29 protein-coding genes are annotated in these 23987 nt (G+C 64.5%); 27 read left to right on the top strand and 2 right to left on the bottom strand.

What is annotated here, in order from left to right:
• Positions 1–13: 13 nt before the first annotated feature.
• Both ABDB87_RS17545 and ABDB87_RS17550 read right to left on the bottom strand, forming a co-directional pair.
• Positions 14–1084: a phage portal protein gene (locus ABDB87_RS17545; RefSeq protein ID WP_345929467.1), complete on the bottom strand. Its 1071-nt coding sequence runs from the start codon at positions 1082–1084 to the stop codon at positions 14–16.
• Entirely contained in the window at positions 1084–2862 is a 1779-nt protein-coding gene (locus ABDB87_RS17550; protein ID WP_345929469.1) for a terminase ATPase subunit family protein, read from the bottom strand. The genes ABDB87_RS17545 and ABDB87_RS17550 overlap by 1 nt, the downstream gene beginning before the upstream one ends.
• Positions 2863–3033: 171 nt before the next feature.
• Between ABDB87_RS17550 and ABDB87_RS17555 the strand changes: the two genes are divergently transcribed.
• The 27 genes from ABDB87_RS17555 (at position 3034) to ABDB87_RS17685 (ending at position 23936) form a co-directional block, all read left to right on the top strand.
• A complete protein-coding gene (locus tag ABDB87_RS17555; RefSeq protein WP_345929471.1) occupies positions 3034–3849 on the top strand; it encodes a GPO family capsid scaffolding protein in 816 nt (271 codons plus the stop codon).
• A gap of 75 nt (positions 3850–3924) precedes the next feature.
• On the top strand, positions 3925–4953 hold the full coding sequence (locus tag ABDB87_RS17560) for a phage major capsid protein, P2 family (protein ID WP_345929473.1): 1029 nt from the start codon (positions 3925–3927) through the stop codon (positions 4951–4953).
• 5 nt (positions 4954–4958) lie between these two features.
• Positions 4959–5702: a phage terminase small subunit gene (gene gpM / locus ABDB87_RS17565; protein WP_345929475.1), complete on the top strand. Its 744-nt coding sequence runs from the start codon at positions 4959–4961 to the stop codon at positions 5700–5702.
• A gap of 158 nt (positions 5703–5860) precedes the next feature.
• Positions 5861–6361: a head completion/stabilization protein gene (locus ABDB87_RS17570; RefSeq protein WP_345929477.1), complete on the top strand. Its 501-nt coding sequence runs from the start codon at positions 5861–5863 to the stop codon at positions 6359–6361.
• On the top strand, positions 6361–6591 hold the full coding sequence (locus ABDB87_RS17575; protein WP_345929478.1) for a tail protein X: 231 nt from the start codon (positions 6361–6363) through the stop codon (positions 6589–6591). Before ABDB87_RS17570 ends, ABDB87_RS17575 begins: the two co-directional genes overlap by 1 nt.
• A gap of 3 nt (positions 6592–6594) precedes the next feature.
• Positions 6595–7332: a glycoside hydrolase family protein gene (locus tag ABDB87_RS17580; RefSeq protein ID WP_345929480.1), complete on the top strand. Its 738-nt coding sequence runs from the start codon at positions 6595–6597 to the stop codon at positions 7330–7332.
• Positions 7332–7838: a lysis system i-spanin subunit Rz gene (locus tag ABDB87_RS17585; RefSeq protein WP_345929609.1), complete on the top strand. Its 507-nt coding sequence runs from the start codon at positions 7332–7334 to the stop codon at positions 7836–7838. Before ABDB87_RS17580 ends, ABDB87_RS17585 begins: the two co-directional genes overlap by 1 nt.
• The gene (locus tag ABDB87_RS17590; protein ID WP_345929482.1) at positions 7835–8338 is read left to right on the top strand and encodes a phage tail protein; all 504 of its coding nucleotides are present in this window, start codon (positions 7835–7837) and stop codon (positions 8336–8338) included. The genes ABDB87_RS17585 and ABDB87_RS17590 overlap by 4 nt, the downstream gene beginning before the upstream one ends.
• On the top strand, positions 8338–8829 hold the full coding sequence (locus tag ABDB87_RS17595) for a phage virion morphogenesis protein (protein WP_345929484.1): 492 nt from the start codon (positions 8338–8340) through the stop codon (positions 8827–8829). Before ABDB87_RS17590 ends, ABDB87_RS17595 begins: the two co-directional genes overlap by 1 nt.
• 179 nt (positions 8830–9008) lie before the next feature.
• Entirely contained in the window at positions 9009–9350 is a 342-nt protein-coding gene (locus ABDB87_RS17600; RefSeq protein WP_345929486.1) for a hypothetical protein, read from the top strand.
• Positions 9351–9835: 485 nt separating this feature from the next.
• Positions 9836–10180 (top strand): hypothetical protein, encoded by a 345-nt coding sequence (locus tag ABDB87_RS17605; protein WP_345929488.1) that lies wholly within the window; start codon positions 9836–9838, stop codon positions 10178–10180.
• An 86-nt stretch (positions 10181–10266) separates the two neighbouring features.
• Positions 10267–10962, top strand: a complete 696-nt coding sequence (locus ABDB87_RS17610) for a phage baseplate assembly protein V (RefSeq protein ID WP_345929490.1) — start codon at positions 10267–10269, stop codon at positions 10960–10962.
• Positions 10959–11318 (top strand): GPW/gp25 family protein, encoded by a 360-nt coding sequence (locus tag ABDB87_RS17615; protein WP_345929492.1) that lies wholly within the window; start codon positions 10959–10961, stop codon positions 11316–11318. The genes ABDB87_RS17610 and ABDB87_RS17615 overlap by 4 nt, the downstream gene beginning before the upstream one ends.
• Entirely contained in the window at positions 11315–12232 is a 918-nt protein-coding gene (locus ABDB87_RS17620; protein ID WP_345929494.1) for a baseplate J/gp47 family protein, read from the top strand. Before ABDB87_RS17615 ends, ABDB87_RS17620 begins: the two co-directional genes overlap by 4 nt.
• A gap of 35 nt (positions 12233–12267) precedes the next feature.
• Positions 12268–12801 carry a phage tail protein I gene (locus tag ABDB87_RS17625; protein ID WP_345929496.1) on the top strand — a complete coding sequence of 178 codons (534 nt, stop codon included), beginning with the start codon at positions 12268–12270 and terminating at the stop codon, positions 12799–12801.
• Between the two features lie 10 nt (positions 12802–12811).
• Positions 12812–14017 (top strand): phage tail protein, encoded by a 1206-nt coding sequence (locus ABDB87_RS17630; protein WP_345929498.1) that lies wholly within the window; start codon positions 12812–12814, stop codon positions 14015–14017.
• A 3-nt stretch (positions 14018–14020) separates the two neighbouring features.
• The gene (locus ABDB87_RS17635) at positions 14021–14407 is read left to right on the top strand and encodes a hypothetical protein (RefSeq protein ID WP_345929500.1); all 387 of its coding nucleotides are present in this window, start codon (positions 14021–14023) and stop codon (positions 14405–14407) included.
• Entirely contained in the window at positions 14397–14705 is a 309-nt protein-coding gene (locus ABDB87_RS17640) for a hypothetical protein (protein WP_345929502.1), read from the top strand. The genes ABDB87_RS17635 and ABDB87_RS17640 overlap by 11 nt, the downstream gene beginning before the upstream one ends.
• Positions 14706–14827: 122 nt before the next feature.
• Positions 14828–16000, top strand: coding sequence for a phage tail sheath protein (locus tag ABDB87_RS17645; protein WP_345929504.1), 1173 nt, complete (start codon positions 14828–14830; stop codon positions 15998–16000).
• Between the two features lie 61 nt (positions 16001–16061).
• Positions 16062–16556 (top strand): phage major tail tube protein, encoded by a 495-nt coding sequence (locus ABDB87_RS17650; RefSeq protein WP_345929505.1) that lies wholly within the window; start codon positions 16062–16064, stop codon positions 16554–16556.
• A gap of 30 nt (positions 16557–16586) precedes the next feature.
• Positions 16587–16886 carry a phage tail assembly protein gene (locus ABDB87_RS17655; protein ID WP_345929507.1) on the top strand — a complete coding sequence of 100 codons (300 nt, stop codon included), beginning with the start codon at positions 16587–16589 and terminating at the stop codon, positions 16884–16886.
• Between the two features lie 8 nt (positions 16887–16894).
• On the top strand, positions 16895–17014 hold the full coding sequence (locus ABDB87_RS17660) for a GpE family phage tail protein (RefSeq protein WP_345929509.1): 120 nt from the start codon (positions 16895–16897) through the stop codon (positions 17012–17014).
• The gene (locus ABDB87_RS17665) at positions 17014–19122 is read left to right on the top strand and encodes a phage tail tape measure protein (protein ID WP_345929511.1); all 2109 of its coding nucleotides are present in this window, start codon (positions 17014–17016) and stop codon (positions 19120–19122) included. Before ABDB87_RS17660 ends, ABDB87_RS17665 begins: the two co-directional genes overlap by 1 nt.
• A gap of 209 nt (positions 19123–19331) precedes the next feature.
• The gene (locus tag ABDB87_RS17670; protein ID WP_345929513.1) at positions 19332–19778 is read left to right on the top strand and encodes a phage tail protein; all 447 of its coding nucleotides are present in this window, start codon (positions 19332–19334) and stop codon (positions 19776–19778) included.
• Positions 19775–21169 carry a contractile injection system protein, VgrG/Pvc8 family gene (locus ABDB87_RS17675; protein WP_345929516.1) on the top strand — a complete coding sequence of 465 codons (1395 nt, stop codon included), beginning with the start codon at positions 19775–19777 and terminating at the stop codon, positions 21167–21169. The genes ABDB87_RS17670 and ABDB87_RS17675 overlap by 4 nt, the downstream gene beginning before the upstream one ends.
• 326 nt (positions 21170–21495) lie before the next feature.
• On the top strand, positions 21496–22458 hold the full coding sequence (locus ABDB87_RS17680) for a hypothetical protein (protein ID WP_345929518.1): 963 nt from the start codon (positions 21496–21498) through the stop codon (positions 22456–22458).
• A gap of 407 nt (positions 22459–22865) precedes the next feature.
• Positions 22866–23936 (top strand): hypothetical protein, encoded by a 1071-nt coding sequence (locus tag ABDB87_RS17685; RefSeq protein ID WP_345929520.1) that lies wholly within the window; start codon positions 22866–22868, stop codon positions 23934–23936.
• The last annotated feature ends 51 nt before the right edge of the window (positions 23937–23987 follow it).

The raw sequence follows: 23987 nt of genomic DNA on the forward strand, positions 1-23987 counted from the left end.
TGTCGCATCCCGCTCAGGCCGCAGCCTCGAGCGTGTAATCCTTGAAGCGCAGGATCTCTTCCCCCGCCCAGGCGTTGATCTCCCGCATGCGCCGCTGCAGGGGCCGCAGCTCGTTCTGCGCAAAGACCTTGGCCGCCTTCTCCACGTCGCCGAAGCCGCCGGTGTTGTTGGGCACGATGCCCATCAGTTGCGGCGGCACGCGGTGTGCTGCAAGCAAGTCGTCACGGCTCACGCCCTTGATGTTCAGGAAGTCGTCCTTCGCGGCCACCTCACTCACCGGAATGAGCTGCACACCGTCCTTCTTGCCCCCTGGCGCGTAGAGGAAAAGGTTCTTGAAGTTCCCCGGCCCCTTGGCGTTCTTGAAGGCCTCGCGCAGGTTGTCGACATCCTTCTGATCCTGGGCCGCATCGGTCATGTAGAAGATGAAGCCGGCATGCGAGCCGTTCTGGTAGTAGCGGCGCCGGAAGAGCGTGGCGGATTCGTTGAGCAGCGCACTGTTGATCGCCGCCAGATACTCCGGCATGCCATAGATCTCCTGGCGCAGATCCGGCTCACGCAGCTGGAACACCTCCCCCACCGGCATCGCCGCTTCCTCATAGCCCCGGTCAAGCCACCAGAACTCGCCGGCTTTGAGGCCACGCCGCACATAGAGCGCCAGTGCCGTCTGGTAACGCATCGCGCCCCCCATCACCGAGCGCACACGCTCGAGGTAGGCGTTACCGAAGACCAGGTAGTCCAGGGCCAGCTGCGAGAAGTCCTGCACCGAGAGCTTCGGGTGGGCGATGAAGGTGTCGAGCAGGATGTTGCGCTTGCAGTAGATCGCCGACGCATGGTGGGGGGCTGCCCTGAACACGTTCGCCAGGCCCAGGAGCTGCACCGGTGGCGCGTAGTAGCGCCCGCCGATCTCGACGCACTCGAGGTAGTCGAAGATCTCGCGCCGGTCGAGCACCGGCGTCGGGTCACCGAAGCTGAACTCGAGCGCGGATTGGCGCTGGGCTGCCGGCGGGGTCCGGCGGGCCTCGATGAGGCGGGAGTTGGTGGCTCGGGCTTGGGTGGCCCGGGGATTGCGCGGTCGCTGACGCATCAGAAGATCTCCATGATTCGGGTATTGGTGGCCGTGGCGCCTTCGAGCGGCTCACGGATGAGGGCGTGCATGCAGGCCCAGGCGATGTCGGCGTGTGAGACCTCTTCGGAGCGGGAGGCCTCGAAAGTCATCTGCCGGCCGCTCGCGGTGGTGGTCTTCTTGATGGCCATGAAGGCGGCAGCAAGATCCGTGGCCCCCGCGTCAAACTCCAGGCGGCCGGCATTGATCACCGCAATGGCTTTCATCACAAGGCGCACCTTCATCTCCACCGAGTACTGGATCGGCATCACCGCCGGATAGAACTTCTGCACCAGCTCGAAGACCGCCTGACCGAGCCCGGTGGTATCAATGCCGATGTGGCCCACGTTGTAGGTCTGGGTCAGGAGCCGGATGCGCTCGGCCTGCTCCTCGAAGTCCAGACCGCTGAACTGGATCTTGTCGAGCACGCGGAACCTGCCACCGGCCACCCCCGGTGGAGCGAGCACCACCAGGCCGGCCGAGTCGCCCGATCGTGCCGGGTCATACCCCACCCACACCTCCCGGTGGCCGAAGGGGCGCGCATGGAAGGGCCGGAAATCGTCCCAGGCCTCCCAGGCATCCACCATGCAGCGCTGCAGCACCGAGAGCGGAAAGACCGATTCGCCGTCATCGATGAACTGGCACATGAAGAGCTGCAGGAACTCTTCCGGCGAATACTCCCGGCGCAGCTGCTCGATATCGAAGAGGTCGCAGCCGCCCTCGGCCGCATCCAGAATCGTCACGATCTGGCGCCACTGCCCGTCCTCGCAGCTGCGACCCCGCGCGAGGGCCGCGGGGCTCACATCGAGCTTGATCTGCTCGGCCTTGGGCCGGCCCCGGTTGAAGAGCCGCCCATCCCAGAACGGCACCGCCTCATGCGTCAAGGAAGAAGGCGTGCTGAAGTAGGTCTGCCGATACTGCTTCTGTGAGGCCATCCCGGCCGCCACCTTGCGCAGCTCCTGGAACTTCGGAATCCAGAAGTACTCGTCGAGATAGAGGTTGCCGTGATAGCTCTGGGCCGTGCGGCTGTTCGTCCCCAGAAAGATGAGCTCGGGTGACTGACCGTTCGCGAGCGTGAGCTTCAGGTTCTCGCCCTTCAACTCCACCTCCGCGCTCTCGCGGGCGAAGTCCTGGATGTAGCTCTTGAACTGGTGCGCCTGCTTCTTGCTGGCCGAGAGGAAGATCTGGTTGCGCCCGGTCTCGATCGCATCGATCAGCGCCTCATGCGCGAAGTAGTAGGTCGCCCCGATCTGGCGGCTCTTCAAGAGGTTGCGGATCCGCTCCACGAGCCCTGCCCGGTACCAGTGCTTCTGGTAGCCGAACATGCGCGCAAGGAATGCTTCGCGCAGCTTCTCCGCTGCGGCCTCACTGATCTCGTTCTTGGCGGGCGCCTTGCGCGGCCCCGCGTTGCGGTTCGCCACCTTCGGGTTGAGGTCGGCTTCATTGCCGCCGGCGGCGAACTTCTTCACCCGCGCCGTGCGCTCCATCTGGCGCGAGAGCAGATCGATCTCCTTGAAGTCGCGCCCGTCCTTGGCGTCTTTGGCCACGAGCTGCATCAGCCGGGCTTCGAGGACCGCCTCCACCCGCTCGACGGGTTGCGTCGCCTCCCACTCATCACGCCGCTTCCACGAGTGCAGGGTCGCAGCCTTCAGGCCCAGGTGTTCGGCAATGCGCGCCATGCGCCAGCCCTGCCAGTACAGCAGGCAAGCCTGGCGGCGCGGGTCCTGATCGACGGAGACGGGAAGGGGCGAATGATCCATGCCCTCAGCATGCCGTCGCGCGCGCGCGAATCTGGCGCGTGCAGGTTGTGAGCTCGCCGGCTCACAACAGCGCCGCGTTGCTGCCGCCCCCCTGAAATCCCGACCATGTCCCTGTACTCACCGCCCTCGCAGCCTTCCCGCGCGGCGGCACCATCCAGACAGGGGAAAGACATGGCCCACAAGGCGAAGAAGTTCAAGCAGCAGTGGTTTCGCATCGGCGTAGAAGGCGCCACCACGGACGGTCGCACCATCGATGGCAAGTGGCTGCAGGACATGGCCACGAGCTACAACCCCAAGACCTACGGCGCCCGCATCAATCTCGAACACATCAAGGGTTATGACCCGACGAGCCTCTTCAAGGCCTATGGCGACGTCATTGCGCTGAAGACCGAATCGATCGAGATCGGGGGCACGAAGAAGCTCGCCCTCTTCGCCCAGATCGACCCGACTGAAGAGCTGGTCGCGCTCTCGCGGGCCAAGCAGAAGGTCTACACCTCGATGGAAGTGCAGCCTGACTTCGCCAAGACGGGCCAGGCCTATCTGGTGGGGCTGGCCATCACCGACAGCCCGGCGAGTCTGGGCACTGACATGCTGCAGTTCTCCGCCCGCTCCGGCGTGCTCGCCGCGCGCAAGCTCCACCCCGACAACCTCTTTACCGCGGCCGAAGAAGTCGAGCTCAGCTTCGAAGCACTCCCCGACGAGCCGGGCTTGCTCGACAAGGTGCGCGCGCTCTTCGCCCGCAAGGCCGATGACGAGGCCGCGCGCCTGGCCGATGTGCATGCCGCCGTCGAAGAAGTCGCCCGGCATCAGCTCGCCCTCACCGAGGACACCGCAGCGCGTCTGGCCAGCTTTGCGGATGAGCTCACCCAGCTCGCCGAGCTCAAGGCCCGTGTCGAGGCGATCGTCGAGAAGCTCGGCGCCACCCCGGCCGCCCCCGCCCGCGCGCCCGCCACCGGCGGCCAGGGTGAAGTGGTCACCGACTGCTGACGCCCTCGCAGCCCTCCTCCCACTACCCCCACGACGCCCACCACGCCGCCCCCTCTTACCCGATCAGGAGCTCTCATGCGCCAAGCCACCCGCCTGAAGTACAACGCCTACACCGCGGCCATCGCGCGCCTCAACGGCACCGATGCCGTCACCCACACCTTCGCCGTCGAGCCCAGCGTCCAGCAAACGCTGGAGACGCGCATGCAGGAGTCGAGCGCCTTCCTGCAGCAGATCAACGTCTATCCGGTCACCGAGCAGCAAGGCGAGAAGATCGGTCTGGGCGTGGGCGGCCCGATTGCGAGCCGCACCAACACCGATGTGAAGGATCGCGAGACGCGCGACCCGCTGGCACTCGACGCCAACGGCTACCACTGCGTGCAGACCAACTATGACACGCACATCAAGTACGCCACGCTCGATGGCTGGGCCAAGTTCCCCGACTTTCAGGCCCGGCTGCGCGACGCGATCATCAAGCGCCAGGCGCTCGACCGCATCATGATCGGCTTCAACGGCAAGAGCGTGGCCGCGACGACGGACCTCAACGCCAACCCCTTGCTGCAAGACGTGAACAAGGGCTGGCTGCAGAAGCTGCGCGAGTACCAGAACGGCGCGCAGTGGATGCGGGAAGTGAAGGCCGACTCGGGCGTCATCAAGATCGGTGACGAGGTCGCGGCGGCCGACGGCTACAAGAACCTCGACGCACTCGTCATGGACATGATCGACAGCCTGATCGCGCCCTGGTACCAGGAGGATTCCGAGCTCGTGGTGGTGCTGGGTCGCGCGCTGCTGGCCGACAAGTACTTCCCGCTGGTGAATAAGGCGCAGCCCAACTCCGAGCTCACCGCGGCGGATGTGATCATCAGCCAGAAGCGCATCGGCGGAAAGCAGGCCGTGTCCGTGCCCTTCTTCCCGGCCAACGGGCTCCTCATCACCCGGCTCGACAATCTCTCGATCTACTACCAGGAGGGTGCGCGGCGCCGCTACCTGCAAGAGAACCCCAAGCGCAACCGGGTCGAGAACTACGAGTCGTCCAACGATGACTACGTCATCGAAGACTTCGCAGGCATTGCCGGCTGCGAGAACATCCAGATCGTGGCAGGCTGATCCGCATGAGCCGCCACGCACTGGCCCACCGGCACCGCGTGCTGGCCGCCCTGGCTGAAGAGGCCGGGGCGGAGAGCGAACTGACCCGCGCGAACGCCAACGAATACGAGCTCATGCTCGTCAAGCTCGACGCTGACCGGCGCCGCCTCAAGGCCGTGCAGAGTACGGAGCGCAAGGTCGCGGTCAAGCGCGAGCTCCTGCCCGCCTACCGCGCCTGGTGTGAGGGCGTGATCGCTTCGGGCAGCCCGCGCCAGGATGAGGTCTTCATGACGGTGCTGATCTGGACGATCGACACCGGAGACTTTGCCACCGCGCTGCCCATGGCGCAGCACGCCATCGCCCACGATCTGGCGCTGCCCGACCGCTTCCAGCGCACCACCGCCTGCCTCATCGCCGAGGAGATGGCGGAGACCGCCTTCAAGCATGAGGGGGCGGAGCTCGCCGCCGATGCGCCACAGCTCCTCGCCTGCGCCGAGCTCGTCGCCGAGGCCGACATGCCGGACGAGGTGCGCGCCAAGCTCCTGAAGGCCTGCGGCTATGCCTTGCGGGCGCGAGCCGAGAGGGCCGAGCCGTCCGAGCACTCGGCCGCTGAGTACTTCGAACTCCGGCGCCAGGCGCTCGAGTGCCTCACCCGCGCGCTGCAGCTCCACGACAAGTGCGGCGTGAAGAAAGACATCGAGCGCCTTGAGCGTGAGCTCAGGCAGGCCAGCCCCTCGCCCCCCGACACCGCCGGTCCGCCACCGGCCTAAAGAGCGCCCCGCGCACCCGTGCGGCTCGGGGCTGATGAGCCGCCCGCTGGCCTCGTGCCACGGGTCCGGCCCTGACGCCCCGACCACCGCCCCCCCTGCACCGCAGCCCCCAACTCGTTCGCCCCCTTCGCCCCCCTCGCACCACCAGGAGCCGCATCATGACTTCCCCCTTCGGCGCATTTGGCAGCAGCCCCATTGTCTCGGTCGGCGCCGATCCGGCAGGCGCCTACGGCGCTCCGATCCGCTCCGGCAACTGGTGGCCCGAGATCGATCCCGCGGCAGCCATGGCCGCCCTGCGCATCGATGGCAATGTCTCGGCCGAGCGTCTGCGCGCAGCCCTCGTCGAGGGCATGGTCCATGCGATCGAGCAGCTCGCCCAGTGGAAGATCGATCGACTCGCCGAAGGCCATGCACGGCTCGCTGACGTCCCCGCGCCCGAGATCGATGGCGAGTCGGCCCACCTCGCCCGCTTTCGCCGGGCGGTGTATGGCTATGCGGCAGCGAGCCTCGCCGAGCAGTACCGTGCGACCGATGCCACCGGCGCCGGGGCCCAGCGTGCCGAGCTCATCGAAGCCCCCATCGAAGTGCTCCGGCGTGACGCCCGCTGGGCGATCAGCGACATCCTCGGCCGCCCCCGCACCGTCGTCGAGCTCATCTGATGGCGACCCTGCTCAACACCGTCCGCAGCCGCCAGGGCGACACGCTCGACGCGCTCTGCTGGCGCTACTACGGCGCGACCCAGGGGCATGTCGAAGCCGTCCTGGAAGCCAATCCAGGCCTGGCCGAGCTCGGCGCCGTCCTGCCGATGGATACCGAAGTGCGCATGCCGGCCGCGAGTGCTAGGCGTAACACCGCTTCCACCACCGAGACCCTCAACCTCTGGGACTGACCGATGAGCACCGAGAACACCACCCTCGCCAGCTATGCCACCAGCATCAGCCTCTTCATCAAGGGCCTCTTCACCAGCATCGGCGAAGAGATCGCCGCTCTGAGCTTCGAGAGCAAGATCGGCCTCATGCTGGGCATCGGCACCTTCCTCATCAACTGGTACTACCAGCGCCGGCGCGACACCCGCGAGGAGCGCCGCCTGGGCGCCAGCCAACGAGGTTCCGCCGCGAAGCAGATCCTCCCCGTCATTGCCGCCGGCACCCTGATCGCGATCGGTTCAAGCCATCTGGTCACTCAGCGGCAATACGACTTCACCGCGGGCTGGGAAGGCGTGCGCTACCAGGCGTATGAAGATCCGGCCGTGCCGGGGCTGCTGACGGTCTGCCGCGGCATCACCAATGCCGCCGCTCCGGGCTGGGTTGTGGCCGGCCGCACCTACACGCAGCAGGAATGCTTCGAGAAGGAAATCGAACTCATGCAGCACATCGTCGCGCCTGCCCTGGCAAAGATGGTGAAGGTCACCACCACCCAGCAGCAGCGTGAAATGCTGGGCGACTTCGCCTGGAACAAAGGCACGACCGCACTCGCCGGCTCTTCGCTCCTGAAGAAGCTCAACGCGGGCGACTGCTGGGGGGCTGCGGATGAGTTCGATCGCTGGCTCTGGGCTGGTGGTCGGCGTTGGGCCAGCCTTGGCAAGCGCAACAACGCCGCGCAAGACAACTTCCGGAAGTGGTGCAAGTGATGATCCCGGCGCCCTACCGCTGCGTGCTCCTGGCACTCCTCGCACTCGCCTGTTTCGGTACAGGCTGGGTGAAGGGCGTGGCCCATGAAGCCGGTATCCGCGATCTGGCCGATGCGCGCCGCATCACCCGCGAAGCGCAGGCCAGCACCCGTGCCTTCGAAGCTGCCCGCGTGCGTGAGCAGCGCGCTGCTGAAGCCATCCACGCCACTGCGGCGACCACCCTGAAGGAGACCCGTCATGATCAAGCTGAAGTCGCGCGCGCCGCTGCTGCTTATCGCGCTGGCACTGCCCGCCTGTCAGTCCCTGTCGTCCGTGCCACCTGTCCAAACGATCTGCCCGGCGCTGCCGCCGCCGGACCCGGCCACGATGACGCCCCGCGAGCCGAGCTTCCGGGTGCGACTGCTGCAGATCTTGTCGAGCTCGCCGGAGAGGCCGATGAAGTCGCCCGACAGCTCGGGCAGTGCCAGGCGACCCTGATCACCTACCGCGCGCTCACTGCACCATGATCAAACCAGCCAGCCTGCGGGCCGCGCTGATCCAGGCGAACCCGCACCTGAAAGCGGCGGCGGACAGCCTGCACACCTTCATCGACAAGGGCACGCTCAGCGCCACCGCCGTGCCCGGGGGCGGCTTTGCCTACGGCTACACCTGCAGCATCGTCGTGACCGACTACCACGGCCACCCGGACAGCCTCTTCGTGCCCCTGATCGCCTGGCTCGCCGAGCACCAGCCGGATCTGCTGCTCAACCAGGCCACGCCGCAAATCGAGTTCGAGGCCGAGATCCTCACCCACGACACTTGTGACGTTGAGATCCGCGTGCAGCTCACCGAGCGCGTCGTGCTGCGTCAGAGTGATACCGGTGGGCTGATGGCCGAGCACCTGGCGGCACCGGGATACGACGTAACGCCAGCGGGCTACACCTGGCAGCTCTTCCTGAAGGGTCAGGAAATCATGTGGCCGCCCACCGGCCCGCTGGACATTCCTACCACCGGAGCGCAGGCCTGATGCCCAGGCTCGACGTCCTTGAGGCCCGCCTCGCCGCCCTCATCGCGCAGACCGAACCGGCCGAGCGCCGCACGCTCGCCCGCGAGCTCGCCCGCCGCCTGCGTGAGCGTCAGCGGCAGCGCATCGGCGCTCAGGTGAATCCGGACGGCACACCCTTCGAGCCTCGCAAGAGTCGGCTTGACGGCCTCCGCAATGGCCGCCTTCGCGCGCTCATCCAGTGGAAGAACAAGGGAGCGATCCGCCGCCGCATGTTCGCCCGGCTCGCCACGGCCCGCTATCTCAAAGCCGAGAGCAGCGCGGATTCGGCCCGCGTCGTCTTCACCGAGGCGGCCAGCCGCATTGCCACCATTCACCAGTTCGGCTTGCGGGACCGCGTTGAGCGGCGTCGCGACTCACCGGAAGTGCGCTATCCCGCGCGCAGGTTGCTGGGGCTTTCGGAGGAGGATGAACAGGGCCTTCATGAACTTATTTTGATGCACTTGTCAAAGTAACGTATTCAAATAGATTGGACCTATCGCAAGGCGTCTCTTCCACCTATATGGCAGTTTTCCACCGCACTTCCCATCGCTGCGCACACCGTTAAGAGCGACACGTGCCAGCCAAAAAATGCTTGGTGGTGACATAGGCACGCGCGGCCGATCATTTGATTTTTCGAAGAAGGAGTTGCACGATGGCTGAGGCATTCGAGGTTCATTCGGCGGCACGCACGCCAACCTCCTACCTCACCCTGTTGCTCGACAACGCCACCACTTACCTCGTCAAGGTGACGGTCTCCTACTTCGCCAACGGCGAAGAGCACATTCAGGAAGTCTCCGTGAGCGGACGGCGCACATTCACAATCCATGCCATTTCAATGAGTGCTGAAGACCTCACCATCGATCTGGACTTTGTAATGGGCGCCTCCCATTCCTTAAAGATAGCAGCGCCCCGAGCAGCCTGGAGAACCGGGCAAGGCCATCTCAAACTCACCGGCGTATGGCCGGGCAACAACGACGCGCAGTGGATCGAGTAATCACGCTCGAAGTCTGACGCACCTCACGCCCCCACCCCGACCTCATCGTCCTCAGTGTGAGGTACGGGGTCGGAAAATCGCCCATTAGTATGCTTGCTATACCAAGCATCGAGATCTTGAATCGATCCCATGTGAACAAGGCGTTCTACTCGACAGTTCGCCCTGATCGCAGACATGGAGACAGACAAAAAAAGTGCCACGGCATCTGTCGACAACGCCGACAGATGCCGCTGGGCATACCTCGAAGCCTTTCAACGAGCCCCATCCCAGAAGCCCTTCCTCTCGGTAGTGCTGCGCCAATTTGCCGCCCAATGGTCTGCTTGATTGAACAAACCGCACCCCCTTCAATCGAAGCAGCGACGAGCGGAGACTGTTCATCAGACCGCCCGAAGCACGCACCAAGATGCACTACAAAAACAGCCATGACACTAGTCGCGAAATGCGACGGGCATGGCTGAAAAATTCCACATCGCAGAGAGGGGCACATGCTGACCAATACCCACCCGCTCAACCCGCGCGAGGTTGAAGCTTCCTCGTACCTCACGCTCTTACTCGAAAACACCTGTTCCGATCACCTCAAGGCCACCATCTCCTACCAGGTCAATGCGATGACCCAGATTCAGAAGGTTTTTCTCCCGGGAGGGCGGAGCACTGAGGTCAATGGCATTTCGCTGGAAGCCTCAAACCTCCGGGTCGAGCTTGAATACGAATATGGGGAACCGCTGCTGCTCAACGTACAGCACCCACGCAGCGCCTGGGAGTTCGGCTACGGCCATCTCAAACTGTCCGGCAATCGGACCGAGCCACCCAAAGCAACCTGGCTCGACTGAACACCCGCCCCTCCTGACGTTGTAAGCCCCCCAGCTCACAACACCCGCGCGCGCCTCTTCTCCCGCGCGCGCGGCATCCTCGGCGCATGGATTCCCTGCGCCTTGCCGACCTCTCTCGCCGCCTCGAAAGCCTGATCCGCACCGGCACCATTGCCGCGGTCGATCTGGCTTCCGTGCGCGTGCGCGTGGCCTCCGGTGGCCTCACCACGCAGTGGCTGCCCTGGCTGGAGCAGCGCGCCGCCAGCACCAGCACCTGGGATCCGCCCGTCATGGGCGAGCAAGTGCTCCTGCTCTGCCCCAGCGGTGAGCCCGCCGCCGGCGTCGTGCTGCGCGGGCTCCATACCGACGCCGCCCCCCCGCCCTCATCGAGTGCCGATGAGCACGTCATCCGCTACCCCGATGGCGCCGTCATCCTGTACAACCACGCGAGCAGCGCACTGCATGTCACCGGCATCAAGACCGCCACCGTAAAGGCGAGCGAGCTCGTCACGCTGGACGTACCCAAGACCCACATCACCGGAGACGTCACCATCGATGGCGACCTCCTTGTGCTGGGCCGCGCAACGATCACCAAGCTCTTGAGCTACCTCGCCGGGATGTTCGGTCAGGCCGGATCGGGCGCGGGCGAAGGCAACACCATCCACGGCCCCATCAATCAGACCGGGGGCAGCTTCACCACTGATGGCGATGTCATCGCCAGCAACATCAGCCTCACCGGCCACGACCACGAAGAGCACGGCACCGGCGGGGGCATCACCAGCAAACCCAGAGGTGCGGCATGAGCGGCATGAACGCCACCACCGGCCGCAGCCTCAGCGGGCTCGACCACATCCGCCAGAGCATCGAGCGCATCCTCACCACGCCGGTGGGTGCCTGCATCGAGCGGCGCGAGTTCGGCAGCCTCTTGCCCGACCTGATCGACGCCCCGCTCAACGACACCACCCTCATGCAGGCCATTGCGGCCTCCGCCGCCGCCATCGCCCGCTGGGAGCCGCGTATCCGCTTGACGAGCCTGCGCGTCCATCAAGACCCCACCACCCCTGCCCGGCTCACCCTCGACATGGAAGCCACCGTGATCAGCACCGACACCCGCGTCAGCCTCCAGCTGCCGATCAGCCTCGGAGGGCTCGCCGTATGAGCGCCTTCTCCGCCGTCGATCTCTCCTTGTTGAGTGCTCCGGACATCCTCGAGACGCTGGACTTCGAAACGCTCTATGCCGAGCGCCGTGCGTCGCTTGTCGCGCTCTATCCTGCCGACGAGCAGGCCGCGATCGCCGCCACCCTGGCACTCGAGAGCGAACCGCTCGCGCGCCACCTGCAGCAAAGCTGCTATCGCGAACTCCTCTTGCGCGCCCGCATCAATGACGCCGCACGGGCCGTGCTGCTGCCGACCGCCACCGGCCAGGATCTGGACAATATCGCCGCCGGGCGCAACGTCAAACGCCTGGAGATCACCCCGGCCGATCTCACCGTCACGCCCCCTCTTGCGGCCGTCATGGAAGATGACGACAGCCTGCGCCGGCGCGTGCAGCTCGCCCCCGAGGGTTACACCACCGCAGGCAGCGAAGGCAGCTACCTCTTCCATGCGCTGAGCGCCTCGGGCCAGGTGCTGGATGCAGACGCCAGCAGCCCTTCACCCGGCGATGTAGTCGTGAGCGTGCTCTCCCGCGAAGGAGACGGCGCAGCGTCAGCCGCCGTGCTGGCCGCGGTCTCGGCGGCACTCTCCGCAGAGGATGTGCGCCCCCTCACCGATCGCGTCACCGTGGTCCCGGCCGAGATCGTGCGATACCCGATCACCGCGCTGCTCACCTTCTTCTCCGGCCCCGATCAAAGCGTCGTGCTCGCCAACGCCATTGCGGCGGCCAGGGCCTATGCCACGTCCCAGCACAAGCTCGGGCGAGACATCACCCTCGATGGCCTCTACGCCGCTCTCCGCCAGGAAGGCGTGCAGAAGGTCACCCTGATTGAACCTGCCGCCGAGATTCCGATCGCACGCAATCAGGCGCCCTATTGCACGGCCATCACGGTCACGCCCCATGGCATCGACGAATAATGGCATCGACGAGTAACAGTCTCCTGCCCCTCAGCATGAGCCTCCTGCCCCCCAACGCGAGCACGCTCGAGCGCCGCCTGGAGCAGGTGCTGGTGATCGAGAGCGCCTTGCCCGTCGAGCTGCGCCGCCTCATTGATCCTGAGACCTGCCCCGCGTCCTTCCTGCCCTGGCTCGCCTGGCAGGAGTCCGTCGATGAATGGCAGCCCGACTGGACGGACGCCGAGAAGCGTGCCGCGATTGCCGCCGCCTTCTACGTGCATTCGCACAAGGGCACGATCGGCTCGATCCGTCGTGCGCTGCAAACGATCGGCTATGACATCGAGGTCGTCGAGTGGTTTGCCGATGAACCGGTGGCGGCCCCCTACACCTTCCGCGTGCAGCTCACCGACATGAACGGGCACGGCGTCACCGAAGCGCTCCAGGCCCGGCTCATCAAGACGATCGAGCGCTACAAGAACGCCCGCTCGCAGCTCACCAGCATGACCGTGCAATCGGTCTCCTCCGGCCGGGTCTATGCCGGGGCTGCCTTGCAGGTGAGCGAAGTCATCACCATCGATCCCACCGCCTGAGAATTCGCCCATGGCCTACACCACCCAGATCACCACCTACGGCGCGGCCGCCATCGCGGCGGCCATCGCGGCACGCAGCACGCTCAAGATCACCCACCTGTCGGTGGGCGACGGCAACGGGGCGGCCATCGTGCCCAGTGCTGCGGCCACCGCCCTCACGCGTGAGACCTGGCGCGGAGAGATCAATGGCAGCCGGGCCGCCGAGAACCGGATCACGATCGAGGGCGCAATCCCGGCAAGCTCCGGGGGCTACACCATTCGCGAGCTGGGCCTGTGGGACAGTGCCGGCAAGCTCGTGGCGATTGCCGACTTCCCCGCCACCGAGAAGCCCGCGCCCGGCAACGGCGTGGCGCGCGAAACCCTGATCCGCATCGTGCTGGTGGTCAGTGACGCGAGCGCCATCGAGATCGTGCTCGACCCCTCGATCGCGCATCCCACCCTCGAATCCGGGGATGCACGCTGGGTGAAGCTCGCCGACAAAGCCTCGCAAGCCTCCGCCGAGGCCGGATCAGAGGCCGGCACGTGGATGAGCCCGCAGCGCACCGCCCAGGCCATTGCCAAGCAGGTGCCGGCCGCGTCAGAAGACGCCGCCGGCCGGGTGGAGCTCGCCACGATCGCCGAGACGGTCGCAGGCGACGACACGGCGCGCGCCGTGCATGCGCGAGGCGTGAAGGCAGCGATCGCAAGCCACGTCGCCAGCGAACACCACTTCGCCACCGGCACGCGCTTGCTCTTCGCGCAGGCCTCCGCCCCCACCGGCTGGACGCAGAACACCACCGACATGGCCAACAACCGGCTGCTGCGGGTGGTGATCAATGGCGGCTACGGTGCCGGGGGCACCCACGATCCGGTGGTCTGCAATGTCGTGCCCGCGCACACCCACGGTTTCACCACCGGCGGCATCTCCTCGGACCACTCCCACGATGGCTGGACCGGAGGCCAAACCAATGGCCACGTGCACAACAGCACCCGAAACAAGTTTGTGGTGCTCGGGGCGGGAGAGTTTGGCGGGCTCCAGCATGGAGACCAGTTCTGGGACGAAGGCGGCATCGGCCGCGTCCCCGAAACGTCTGACGTGACCGCCGACCACGCCCACTACTTCCGCACCGGTGGCGTCTCCTCCAACCACACCCACTCCGGCGGCACCGACAACGGCTCCAGCCAGACCAACTGGCAACCGCGCTACCTCAACCTCATCCTCTGCCAGAAGAACTGAAGCATGACGAACGCATCCACCACGATCACCGGCTACCAGTACAACCCGGACACCGGCCGATACATCGGCCCCTATGCCTTCCCCAACAACCTGGACCAGGATCAGCTCCACCTTCCGCCCTTCACGGTGCTCGATGCCCCGGGCGAGGCGCCGGCCGGCCACACCTTCTACCGGGTCAATGACCGGTGGGAAGCCCGTGCAGCACTCACCGCCGCGCAACGCCCCCCGATCGAGGACTACGCCCTGCTGCGTGAAGAGGCCATTGAGATCATGCGCAGCCAGGGCAGCTGGACCGAAGCGGACCAGGCCGCACTCGATGCGGCACGCCAGGCCAGTGCGGCCAGTGCCGCCCGTGCGGACACCCGCGAGGAGACCTCCGATGCCGCTTGAGACCGTGCTCACCTGTCCGCTGGGTCACCGCTGCGAAGAGGCCCGCGAGGGAAAGATTCAGCGCTGCGCCTGGTTCATCGAGCTGCAGGGCCGCAACCCCAACACCGGCGAAGAGAAACCCGAGCGCGGCTGTGCCCTGCACTGGCTGCCGGTGCTGCTGGTGGAAACTGCAGGGGCTTCCCGCAGCACCTCGGCCGCGGTCGAGAGCTTCCGGAACGAGATGGTCGAAGGCAACCGGATGACGCTCGCCGCCCTCACGCAATCCGGCCTCCCGCCCTCGCTTCAGCTCGGTCGCTGAACCTGTTTCCCCCCTTTCGCCTCTCCACGTTGTAAGCCCCCCGGCTCACAACACCGCGCGCTCGCCCGGCCCACGCGCGCGCGGCACTCTGTCTGCGTACCCCACGCCTACGGAGACCCCACATGGCAGACAGCTATCACCACGGCGTGCGCGTCCAGGAACTCAACGACGGCACGCGCACCATCCGCACGATTGACACCTCCATCATCGGCCTGGTCGCGACCGCAGAAGACGCCAACGCCGCCGCCTTCCCGCTCAACACTCCGGTGCTCGTCACCAATGTGCAGGCCGCGCTCGCCAAGGCCGGCACCAGCGGCACGTTGGCCGCCACACTGGACGCCATCACCGATCAGGCCAATGCCGCCTGCGTGATCGTGCGGGTGGAAGAAGCCGACACCGAGGCCTTGCAGAATTCCGCCGTCATCGGCACCACCACGGCGGCCGGCAAATACACCGGCATGAAAGCCCTTCTCGCTGCCCAGACCCAGCTCCAGATCAAGCCGCGCATTCTCGGCTGCCCGGGGCTGGATACGCCCGCCGTCACCGCCGAGCTCGCCAGCCTCGCGCCGAAGCTGCGCGGCTTCGCCTACGCCAGCGCCAACCACCTCGCCACCAAGGAAGAAGTCGCCGCCTACCGCGCCACCTTCGGCGCCCGTGAGCTCATGCTGCTGTGGCCTGACTTTCTTTCCTGGAACACCACCACCAGCACCTCGGAGCGTGCCTGGGCCGTGGCCCGCGCGCTGGGCCTGCGCGCCAAGCTCGACAACGAAGTCGGCTGGCACAAGACCCTCTCCAACGTGAATGTGGCCGGCGTCACCGGCATCGACCGCGATGTGTACTGGGATCTGCAAGAGCCCAGCACGGACGCCAACTACCTCAACAGCCACGAGGTCACCACGCTCGTCTGCCGCAACGGCTACCGCTTCTGGGGCTCGCGCACCTGCTCGGATGACCCGCTCTTCGCCTTCGAGTCCGCCACCCGCACCGCCCAGGTGCTGGCTGACACGATCGGTGAAGCGCACATGTGGGCGGTCGATAAGCCCATGCACCCCTCGCTCGTCAAAGACATTCTCGAAGGCATCAACGCCAAGTTCCGCAACCTCAAGGCGCTGGGCTACCTCATCGATGGCAGTGCCTGGTATGACGAATCGGTCAATGACAAAGACACCCTCAAAGCCGGCAAGTTGTGGCTCGACTACGACTACACCCCGGTGCCCCCGCTCGAAGACCTCAACTTCCGCCAGCGCATCACCGACTCCTACCTCGTCGATTTCGCTTCGCGCGTGAATGCCTGACCCCTCGCGGGTGGCTGCCAGCCTGCCGCCCGCCGTCTGAACCGAACCGGAGACCACCCCCATGGGCCTGCCCCGCAAACTCCAGAACATGAACGTCTATCTCGACGGCGTGAGCTACTTCGGCGAAGCCCTCGAAGTCACGCTCCCCAAGCTCACCCGCAAGACCGAAGAGGCCCGGCGCGGCGTGATGATCGACATGGGGCAGGAAGCCATCTCGCTCGAGCACAGCTACGGCGGCCTCATGAAGGGCCTCTTCGATGGCTACGGTGCGGCAGCGATTGACGCCGCCCTGGTGCGCTTTGCCGGCGCGTACGACGAACCCGCCACCGGCACGGTGGAAGCCGTCGAGATCACCGTGCGCGGCCGCCACAGCGAGATCGATCCGGGCAGTGCCAAGCCCGGTGAGAAGAGCGAGGTGAAGGTCAAGACCGACTGCGTCTATTACAAGCTCGCCATCAACAGCGAAGTCATCGTCGAGATCGACTTCCTCAACAACATCGAGCGCATCAACGGCGAAGACCGCCTCGCCGCCCACCGCGCAGCCATCGGCCTCTAAGGCCCCACCTACCCGATCAGGAGTCCCGCCATGTCTGAATCTGTCACGCCCATCACCCTCGAAACCCCGATCACCCGTGGCAAGCAGAAGATCACCCAGGTCACCGTCACCAAGCCCAACAGCGGTGCGCTGCGCGGCGCGAGCCTCGCGGGCCTCATCCGACTGGAGGTCAATGATCTTCACATCGTGCTGCCGCGCGTGACCACGCCCAACCTCACCACGCAGGAAGTCACCGCGCTGGACCCCGTCGACCTGATGGCGCTGGGGCTGGAGGTGGCCGGTTTTTTTGCGTCGCAGGCTGCGGTCAGCTCCGCTACCCCGACCGCATAGAAGACGCCATGGCTGACCTCGCGCTCGTCTTTCACTGGACGCCCCGTGACATGGACCCCATGAGCCTGGATGAGCTCATGGGCTGGCATGAGCGCGCACGCCAGCGTCATCAACCGGAGGAGGCCTGATGGCGTTCGACAAACTGAAACTCGAAGTCGTGCTCAGCGCCATCGACAAGCTCTCGCGCCCGCTCTCGGCCGCCAAGGGCAAGTCGGGCGAGCTCGCGCGCCAGCTCCAGCACACCCAGGCAAGCATCACGAATCTGCAGCGCGCCACCCGGGTGCTCGAAGACCGGATGGCCGGTGCCGGCGTGCCCACCCGCGAGATGATCGAGAGCCAGAAAGCACTCGCTCAAGAGGCCAATGCCTTGAACGAGCGCTACCGCGTGCAGCGCGCACAGCTCACCGCGCTCAACGAACAGATGCGGCGCCAGCAGGCCATCGCTGCCGCCTCCGAACGCATCGGCCGCACGCGCGACAGCCTCGCGAAGTCAGGTGTGGGGCTGGGTGCAGCCGGGGCCGCCACACTCGCAGGCGTGGGCAGCACGGTAAGCGCTTATGCCGAAGCGGAAGATGCCGCCACCGGCCTGCGTGTCGCGATGATGCGGGCCAACCATTCTGTGCCCGAGACTTTCCAGCAGCTCAACGAGCTGGCCACCCAGCTGGGCGACAAGCTGCCCGGCACCACGGCCGACTTCCAGACCATGATGACGACCCTCATCCGCCAGGGCATGAGTGCGGAGAGCATCCTGGGCGGGCTGGGCAAAGCCACGGCCTACCTCGCCGTGCAGATGAAGATGCCGACCGATCAGGCCGCCGAGTTCGCCGCCAAGATGCAGGACGCGACCCGCAGCACCGAAGGCGAGATGATGGATCTGATGGATGTGATCCAGCGCAGCTTCTATGCCGGCGTCGATCCGGCCAACGTGCTCAACGCCTTCGCCAAGCTCTCGCCCGCACTCGGTGTGTTGAAGGCGCAAGGCCTTGAAGGGGCGCGTGCGCTCGCCCCCTTGATCGCCCTGATGGATCAGGCGGGCATGGCGGGCGAAGCCTCAGGTAACGCGATCCGCAAAGTGCTGCAGATGTCGCTCGACGCGAAGAAGGTCGCCAAGGGCAATGCCGCCGGCGGCATCAATCTCGACTTCACCAACGGCAAGGGTGAATTCGGCGGCCTCGATCAGCTCTTCGCGCAGCTCACCAAGCTGCAGGGCATGAGCACCCAGAAGCGGCTCTCCGTCATCAAGGAAATCTACGGGGATGACGCCGAAACGCTGCAAGTCGTCTCGCTCCTCATCGACAAGGGCAAAGCCGGCTACGCCGAAATGCAGCAGAAGATGGCGGCCCAGGCAGAGCTGCAAGCCCGGGTGAACGAGCAGCTGGGCACACTCAAGAACGAATGGGAAGCCGCCAGCGGCAGCTTCACCAACCTGCTCGCCACCGCGGGTGCCGCGCTCGCCCCCGACCTGAAGGCGCTGATCCAGTGGATGGGAGACGCGAGCGCTTCGGTGCGCGCCTTTGCGGCCGAGCATCCGCGGCTCATGACCTGGCTCATGCGCATCGCGGCGGGGCTGGGCGTGCTGCTCGTGGTGCTGGGCGCACTGCTGATCGGGGCGGCTGCCCTCCTCGCGCCCTTCGCGATGATGGGCACGGCGATGGCCGGCGTCACCACCGCCGGCACGCTTGCCACCGGCGCCTTCACCTTGATGGGGGGTGCGGTGAGTGCGGTCACTGCTTTCCTGCTCGCGAACCCGATCGTCGCGATCATTGCCGGCATCGCGGTGGCGGCCACGCTGATCTACAAGTACTGGGAACCCATCAAAGGCTGGTTCAAGGGCCTCTGGTCCGAGATCACCCAGGCCTTCTCCGAAGGCATCGGCGGCATCGCGAAGCTCTTGCTTAACTGGTCACCGCTGGGCGCGGTCTATGACAAGGTGCGGCTCGTCGCCGGCCTCTTCGGCAAGAAGCTGCCGCCCACCGCAGCCGACGCGCTGGGTGCCGTGGCCGAAGCCGGCCGGCAAGCCGGTAGCCAGGCGAGCCAGATCACCAGCGCCAGGACGGGCTTCGCGCCGCGTGCCGCAGCGGCCCCCGTCGTGCAGTCCGGCCCCGCCACCTTCCAGATCTACGCCGCCCCGGGCATGAACCCGGCCGAGGTCGCGAACCTCGTCGATCAGAAGCTGCAGCAGCGTGACACCGCCGTGCGCGCCCGCCTGCGCTCCCGCTTTGCAGACAACCACTGAGCCCCACCCGCCATGGACGAATTCGAACTCGCGAGCCAACACGAAGCGCTCCGCCGCCGCCTGGCACTCGCCCTGCGCAAACCGGAAGGCCCGGCCGCGACCGGTGCTTGCCTCTGTTGTGAGGAGCCCCTCCCCCTTGGCCTGCGCTGGTGCAATGCCGAGTGCCGGGATGACTGGGCGCGCATCGCCCGCGCAGAAAGGCAGCGCCCGTGCAGCGAGTGATGATGGCGCTGGGCCTCTTCGTCTTCTCGGTCGATACCGCCGCCTACCAGAGCATTGCCCGCAAGCTCGCCTGGCGGCACCCGTCGGCCGCACGCGTGGGCGCCCGCCCGGCGCACCAGTTCCTGGGCGTGGATGACGAGAGCATCACGCTCACTGGTGTCACCCACACCAGCCTCGCCACGCTCGGCCGCGTCTCGCTCGAAGTGCTGGAGGAGATGGGCAACACCGGGCAGGCCTGGCTTCTGATCGGAGGGGATTACAAGATCTACGGCCACTACCTCATCGAGGGGCTGGAGACCACGCACACCGAGTTCTACCCGGACGGCACCGCCCGCAAGATCGAGTTCAGCCTGAGCCTGAAGCGCGCCGACGAAGGCCCGGGCCTCATCATGGGCGTGATCAGTGATGTGGCCAACAAGGTGCTGGCGCGATGAGCGGCATCCCCACGGCCACAACAGCCAACCTCATGCAGGCTTCCCCCGGGGCGCTGCCGGCCGTCAAACCCGCCTGGTCGGTGAGCTTGGGTGGCCGCACGCTCACCGATGTGTTCGCGCCGCGCCTCATCAGCCTCACCCATACCGACAATCGCGGCTTCGAGGCCGATACGCTCGAGATCGTGCTCGATGATTCGGATGGCCTCATCGCCCTCCCCTCACGCGGCGTCACCCTCTCGCTGCGCCTGGGCTGGGAAGGCAAGTCGCTCGCCGACAAAGGCGAGTATGTGATCGACGACATCGAGCACAGCGGCCCGCCCGATCAGCTCACGCTACGCGGCCGCAGTGCTGATCTACGCCAGGGCATCACGAACAAGCAGGAGCGCTCCTGGAGCGGCCAGACGGTGGGCGCCATCGTCGAGAGCGTGGCCGCCGCCTACGGGCTGGAGGCCCGCGTGTCGGCCCGGCTCGCTGGCGAAGTCATCGAGCATATCGATCAGACCAGCGAATCGGACGCAAACCTGCTCACCCGCATCGCGGAGGATTTCGATGCGCTCTGCACCGTCAAGAAAGGCCGGCTGCTCTTCATGCCAATCGGGGAAGCCGAGAGTGCGACCGGGATCCCCTTCCCCACGGCGACGGTCACGCGCCAGAGCGGCGACCAGCACCGCTTTGCGATTGCCGAGCGCGACAGCTACACCGCTGTGCGCGCCTACTACCAGGACCTGCGCGCCGGCCGCACCGGCGAGATCCTCTTCGATGGCGCGCAGGTCAAAGCCGTCATCGAGAAAGCCTCCGCCGCCAAGCGCCGCCACTACAGCAGCGTCGTGGCCGTCTATGCCGCCAAGGGCCAGACCTCCACCTACGGCCAGGTCACAGTCAGCAGCGCCGGCAGCCAGCACACCACCCTGCGCGGCAATGCCCACACGCTGGCGCTCCAGAGCACGGATACCCTCAAGGCCCTCAGCCACGTCTATGCCACCCGCGCCGCAGCCCTCAACGCCGCCCGGGCCGCCTGGAAAACCATCGAGCAAAAAGCCGCCAAGACCGCCGCCCAGCTCGATGCCGACATCGAGCAGAACAACGCCATCGAGCTCAGCACCGAGCGCACCAAAACCCTGCGCCACACCTACGCCAGCAAAACGAACGCCGAGCGTGCCGTGCGGGCGGAATGGCAGCGCCTGCAGCGCGGGCTCGCCACCTTCAACCTCACGCTCGCCCTGGGCCGGGAAGACCTCTTCCCGGAGCTGCCCGTCACCGTCGAGGGCTTCAAGGATCAGATCGACGCCGCCACCTGGCTCATCACCCGCGTGACCAACACACTGAACGACGCCGGATTCACCACCGCGCTGGAGCTGGAGCTCAAGGCCGCGTCTGCCCGCGCAGATTAAGCACCGCGCAATCATTGCGCAGTGATGACAAAGCCCGCTGTGAGCGGGCTTTGTGCCATGTATGAACCGGGTTTTACACAGTTTCTGGGGACAATTCGAGCGCCAGACCGGCCCCATCGGGATGCCCCGAGGGACGTGCGCCTCAAACCATCGGATGCCCGTCTATTCGGTTGGCATTGAGCTGAATCAAACCGTGCACGTGCAGTGCGTCACGGCTCGCCCCTTGGGGCAGGTTTCGTCCGAATATTGGTGATGAGAAAGTTTGACGGTTTGCGGCCAGGAGCGGAGGGTCAGGCTTGCTGCCGGTTAGCCCTAAAGGAGAAAAAGTGCAACTGCCTGAAGAATTCCTTCAAGCAAAGCTGATACAGCGATTTCATCGCTTTGCCATTTTTGAGCATGGTGAGCACGCATACTTTGGCCTTTTGGGCGAAGATGGTATTAACAATTACTTCCAGTGCTCTCGTGCTGTCATTACTGGGCTTGCTTTGGAATTTGGAGGCATGGCCGGACACATGGAAGCTTTATCAAAAAGCTTACCGCCATCGCCACAATTGGTTCCGTTTTATACCACCATGGTATTTGCAGGAGCCCTGCACGGAGGCGATGCCGGCGGCCAAGTAATGCTGAATTTCTTCACTCCATCTGGCAATGGCCTGACAACCATTTTGAACGCAGAGTGTGCGGCAACGCTTGAGTTTTCTCTAAAAAACTCGCTCGACGCCCTTCCTCACAGGCCGAAACCCGCTAACATATTCAACACTTACACACCTGGGGCTGAGTCAAAATCCTCCTCGACAACAGAGTATTTTGGGCAACAGTACCCTTCCAAAACGCTTGAAGCACTCGGCTTACTAATGGTGCGAGCGAACCTTCTCGATCGAGCAATGGTTCAATTATTCACAAAACTAAGCGGCTTAAGCACAGACAAAGCTGAGGCCTTGTTTTTCTCAAGCCGCAATAATGCGGCACGCGTAGGAATGATAGTGGCACTACTTCCGACTGTTGACATCAAGAAAGAACAAAAAGAAGACATTAAAAAGTCCCTTGATAAAGCTCGATCAGTGATGGACCAGCGCAACGACCTTGTTCATGGGGAATGGCGCTTTAATGAAGACAAAATGGCGGTGGACCTCTTCACTCCAACTGCGCCGAAGCCAGAGAAGAGGCATAAGACACTTACGGTAACTCCGCAGTTCATTGAGGCACTTGCATCTGAATACAGAGGAGCGACCATGATGATATCTGCCGCCTGTCACTATCAAACTCCAGCCGGCAACAAGGATACATAGCAAGCTAGGATGAAGGTGAATCCGGTTTCCAGGGTCTTTCCTCGCCGCAGTGACCGCTCCCCGGACTCCGCTTTGCTGCATCCGGGCTACGTTTTAAATGCCTGCTTTTTTCCCCGACCGACCGCTCTGGAGCGAAAAGTGTCTCTCGAAGTCGCGCAAAGCAGCCATCTGCCGGAGCGGCTGCTATGCGGATAACATGGAGGGCAGGTGCCGGCCAGGAGCGGACGATCGAGCCTGCATGCCGGAAGCAATAATTCGCGGGGGTCGAAGTGCCTGCAGGGTGTGCCCCCTGCCAATAAGTGGGGCCGAATTAGCTCGGCGAGCACCACCCTCTTGAATGGTGCCAACATGGCCTAGAAGCAGAACACAAGACCACTTATCCGCAATTTGTGGCGAGGAGATGAAAAATGGATTTGAAGGTAGCCAGTCGCTTGAGACCTGTCACCGAGGCTGGGACTTCGGTTGGTCGCATCTATCTGTACCCGCTGCAGGAAAAAGATTTGAATAACTTCGAAAAGCTTCCCCCTGCGGACGTCATCAAGCAGGTCAGGAATTTGCTCACCAGCATTGGCAGCCTGACCTTGGAGTCCGAAGAAGCACCGGATCGTATTCCTCTCGATCCTGAAATCACGACTACGCTTTCGCAAGAAGAGGTGGAGCAGCTTGCTGAAGCCTATGTGAAATCGTCTGAGTGGCAGACAGCTCTGAAAGACAGTCAAGAACGCACACCTGTTGCGCGGGAGGCGGGTGAAAAGGCTTCGGCTTACCTGATTCGGCTGGTTGAGGACGAAGTCCAACAGCTTGGTCAGAAGACGAAGCAACGGCACGAGAAGATGCTTGGCTCCAGTCGTGGCATATTTGACCAAGTGCAGAAGAGCACAGATGCTTTGGGCGTGACGTTGAGCGAATTCGAAAAACTCACCAAATCACATGGCGTGACGGCAGCGGGGAGCTATTCCGCTAGCAAAGACGACCTTAGTGAGGTCAATTCTTTGATGGCGGATCTAGCTTGGACTCGTGGGGAAGAGCGTGCAGAAGAATTGGAATTGCATCGACTCACTGGTCAGATGACAGCTGATTCCGCTAAGGCCCTCAAAGATTTGGTGGCAGCGGCTACGAAAATGATGGGGGATATGGACGCGCGTGACATTCGAAACGATAAGTCGACGCGCAGGCAAATCATAATTGCAGTGTGGTCTGTTGGTATATCTGCAGTCTTTGCGTTAGTCGCTTTAATATTTTCTGTGCTCTCATACTTTCAAGACAGAAATAACAACACCACCGATGACCAGTGGCAGACGAAAGTATTGACTGTTATCGAACAGGTAAGTCAGCAGCATTCCGCTCTTCAGCGAGAAACTCAGGCACTTCAGGCACAGGTGGAGTTGCAGGGTGCTCGCATCACTGAGCTGAGAGCAATTCAGCGCGCCACCGCCAAATCAATTGGAACGTCACGCCCCCTCTCCAAGCCCGAATAGCTTTTTAAGGTAGGAAATCCTTCCTGCTCGCCGGAAAGATGGGCAAAAAGG

Origin of the sequence: Uliginosibacterium paludis, assembly GCF_039631355.1 — a bacterium.
GTDB classification, from domain to species: Bacteria; Pseudomonadota; Gammaproteobacteria; order Burkholderiales; family Rhodocyclaceae; genus Uliginosibacterium; species Uliginosibacterium paludis.

Bases quoted from the DNA above. Each gene is read 5' to 3' on its own strand.
- ABDB87_RS17650 (WP_345929505.1), top strand. From the start codon at position 16,062: ATGGGCCTGCCCCGCAAACTCCAGAACATGAACGTCTATCTCGACGGC.
- ABDB87_RS17625 (WP_345929496.1), top strand. From the start codon at position 12,268: ATGAGCCTCCTGCCCCCCAACGCGAGCACGCTCGAGCGCCGCCTGGAG.
- ABDB87_RS17575 (WP_345929478.1), top strand. From the start codon at position 6,361: ATGGCGACCCTGCTCAACACCGTCCGCAGCCGCCAGGGCGACACGCTC.
- ABDB87_RS17620 (WP_345929494.1), top strand. From the start codon at position 11,315: ATGAGCGCCTTCTCCGCCGTCGATCTCTCCTTGTTGAGTGCTCCGGAC.
- ABDB87_RS17605 (WP_345929488.1), top strand. From the start codon at position 9,836: ATGCTGACCAATACCCACCCGCTCAACCCGCGCGAGGTTGAAGCTTCC.
- ABDB87_RS17615 (WP_345929492.1), top strand. From the start codon at position 10,959: ATGAGCGGCATGAACGCCACCACCGGCCGCAGCCTCAGCGGGCTCGAC.
- ABDB87_RS17600 (WP_345929486.1), top strand. From the start codon at position 9,009: ATGGCTGAGGCATTCGAGGTTCATTCGGCGGCACGCACGCCAACCTCC.
- ABDB87_RS17685 (WP_345929520.1), top strand. From the start codon at position 22,866: ATGGATTTGAAGGTAGCCAGTCGCTTGAGACCTGTCACCGAGGCTGGG.
- ABDB87_RS17610 (WP_345929490.1), top strand. From the start codon at position 10,267: ATGGATTCCCTGCGCCTTGCCGACCTCTCTCGCCGCCTCGAAAGCCTG.
- ABDB87_RS17675 (WP_345929516.1), top strand. From the start codon at position 19,775: ATGAGCGGCATCCCCACGGCCACAACAGCCAACCTCATGCAGGCTTCC.
- ABDB87_RS17545 (WP_345929467.1), bottom strand. From the start codon at position 1,084: ATGCGTCAGCGACCGCGCAATCCCCGGGCCACCCAAGCCCGAGCCACC.
- ABDB87_RS17580 (WP_345929480.1), top strand. From the start codon at position 6,595: ATGAGCACCGAGAACACCACCCTCGCCAGCTATGCCACCAGCATCAGC.
- ABDB87_RS17655 (WP_345929507.1), top strand. From the start codon at position 16,587: ATGTCTGAATCTGTCACGCCCATCACCCTCGAAACCCCGATCACCCGT.
- ABDB87_RS17665 (WP_345929511.1), top strand. From the start codon at position 17,014: ATGGCGTTCGACAAACTGAAACTCGAAGTCGTGCTCAGCGCCATCGAC.
- ABDB87_RS17550 (WP_345929469.1), bottom strand. From the start codon at position 2,862: ATGGATCATTCGCCCCTTCCCGTCTCCGTCGATCAGGACCCGCGCCGC.
- ABDB87_RS17630 (WP_345929498.1), top strand. From the start codon at position 12,812: ATGGCCTACACCACCCAGATCACCACCTACGGCGCGGCCGCCATCGCG.
- ABDB87_RS17635 (WP_345929500.1), top strand. From the start codon at position 14,021: ATGACGAACGCATCCACCACGATCACCGGCTACCAGTACAACCCGGAC.
- ABDB87_RS17640 (WP_345929502.1), top strand. From the start codon at position 14,397: ATGCCGCTTGAGACCGTGCTCACCTGTCCGCTGGGTCACCGCTGCGAA.
- ABDB87_RS17660 (WP_345929509.1), top strand. From the start codon at position 16,895: ATGGCTGACCTCGCGCTCGTCTTTCACTGGACGCCCCGTGACATGGAC.
- ABDB87_RS17595 (WP_345929484.1), top strand. From the start codon at position 8,338: ATGCCCAGGCTCGACGTCCTTGAGGCCCGCCTCGCCGCCCTCATCGCG.
- ABDB87_RS17560 (WP_345929473.1), top strand. From the start codon at position 3,925: ATGCGCCAAGCCACCCGCCTGAAGTACAACGCCTACACCGCGGCCATC.
- ABDB87_RS17555 (WP_345929471.1), top strand. From the start codon at position 3,034: ATGGCCCACAAGGCGAAGAAGTTCAAGCAGCAGTGGTTTCGCATCGGC.
- ABDB87_RS17585 (WP_345929609.1), top strand. From the start codon at position 7,332: ATGATCCCGGCGCCCTACCGCTGCGTGCTCCTGGCACTCCTCGCACTC.
- ABDB87_RS17645 (WP_345929504.1), top strand. From the start codon at position 14,828: ATGGCAGACAGCTATCACCACGGCGTGCGCGTCCAGGAACTCAACGAC.
- ABDB87_RS17590 (WP_345929482.1), top strand. From the start codon at position 7,835: ATGATCAAACCAGCCAGCCTGCGGGCCGCGCTGATCCAGGCGAACCCG.
- ABDB87_RS17570 (WP_345929477.1), top strand. From the start codon at position 5,861: ATGACTTCCCCCTTCGGCGCATTTGGCAGCAGCCCCATTGTCTCGGTC.
- gpM (WP_345929475.1), top strand. From the start codon at position 4,959: ATGAGCCGCCACGCACTGGCCCACCGGCACCGCGTGCTGGCCGCCCTG.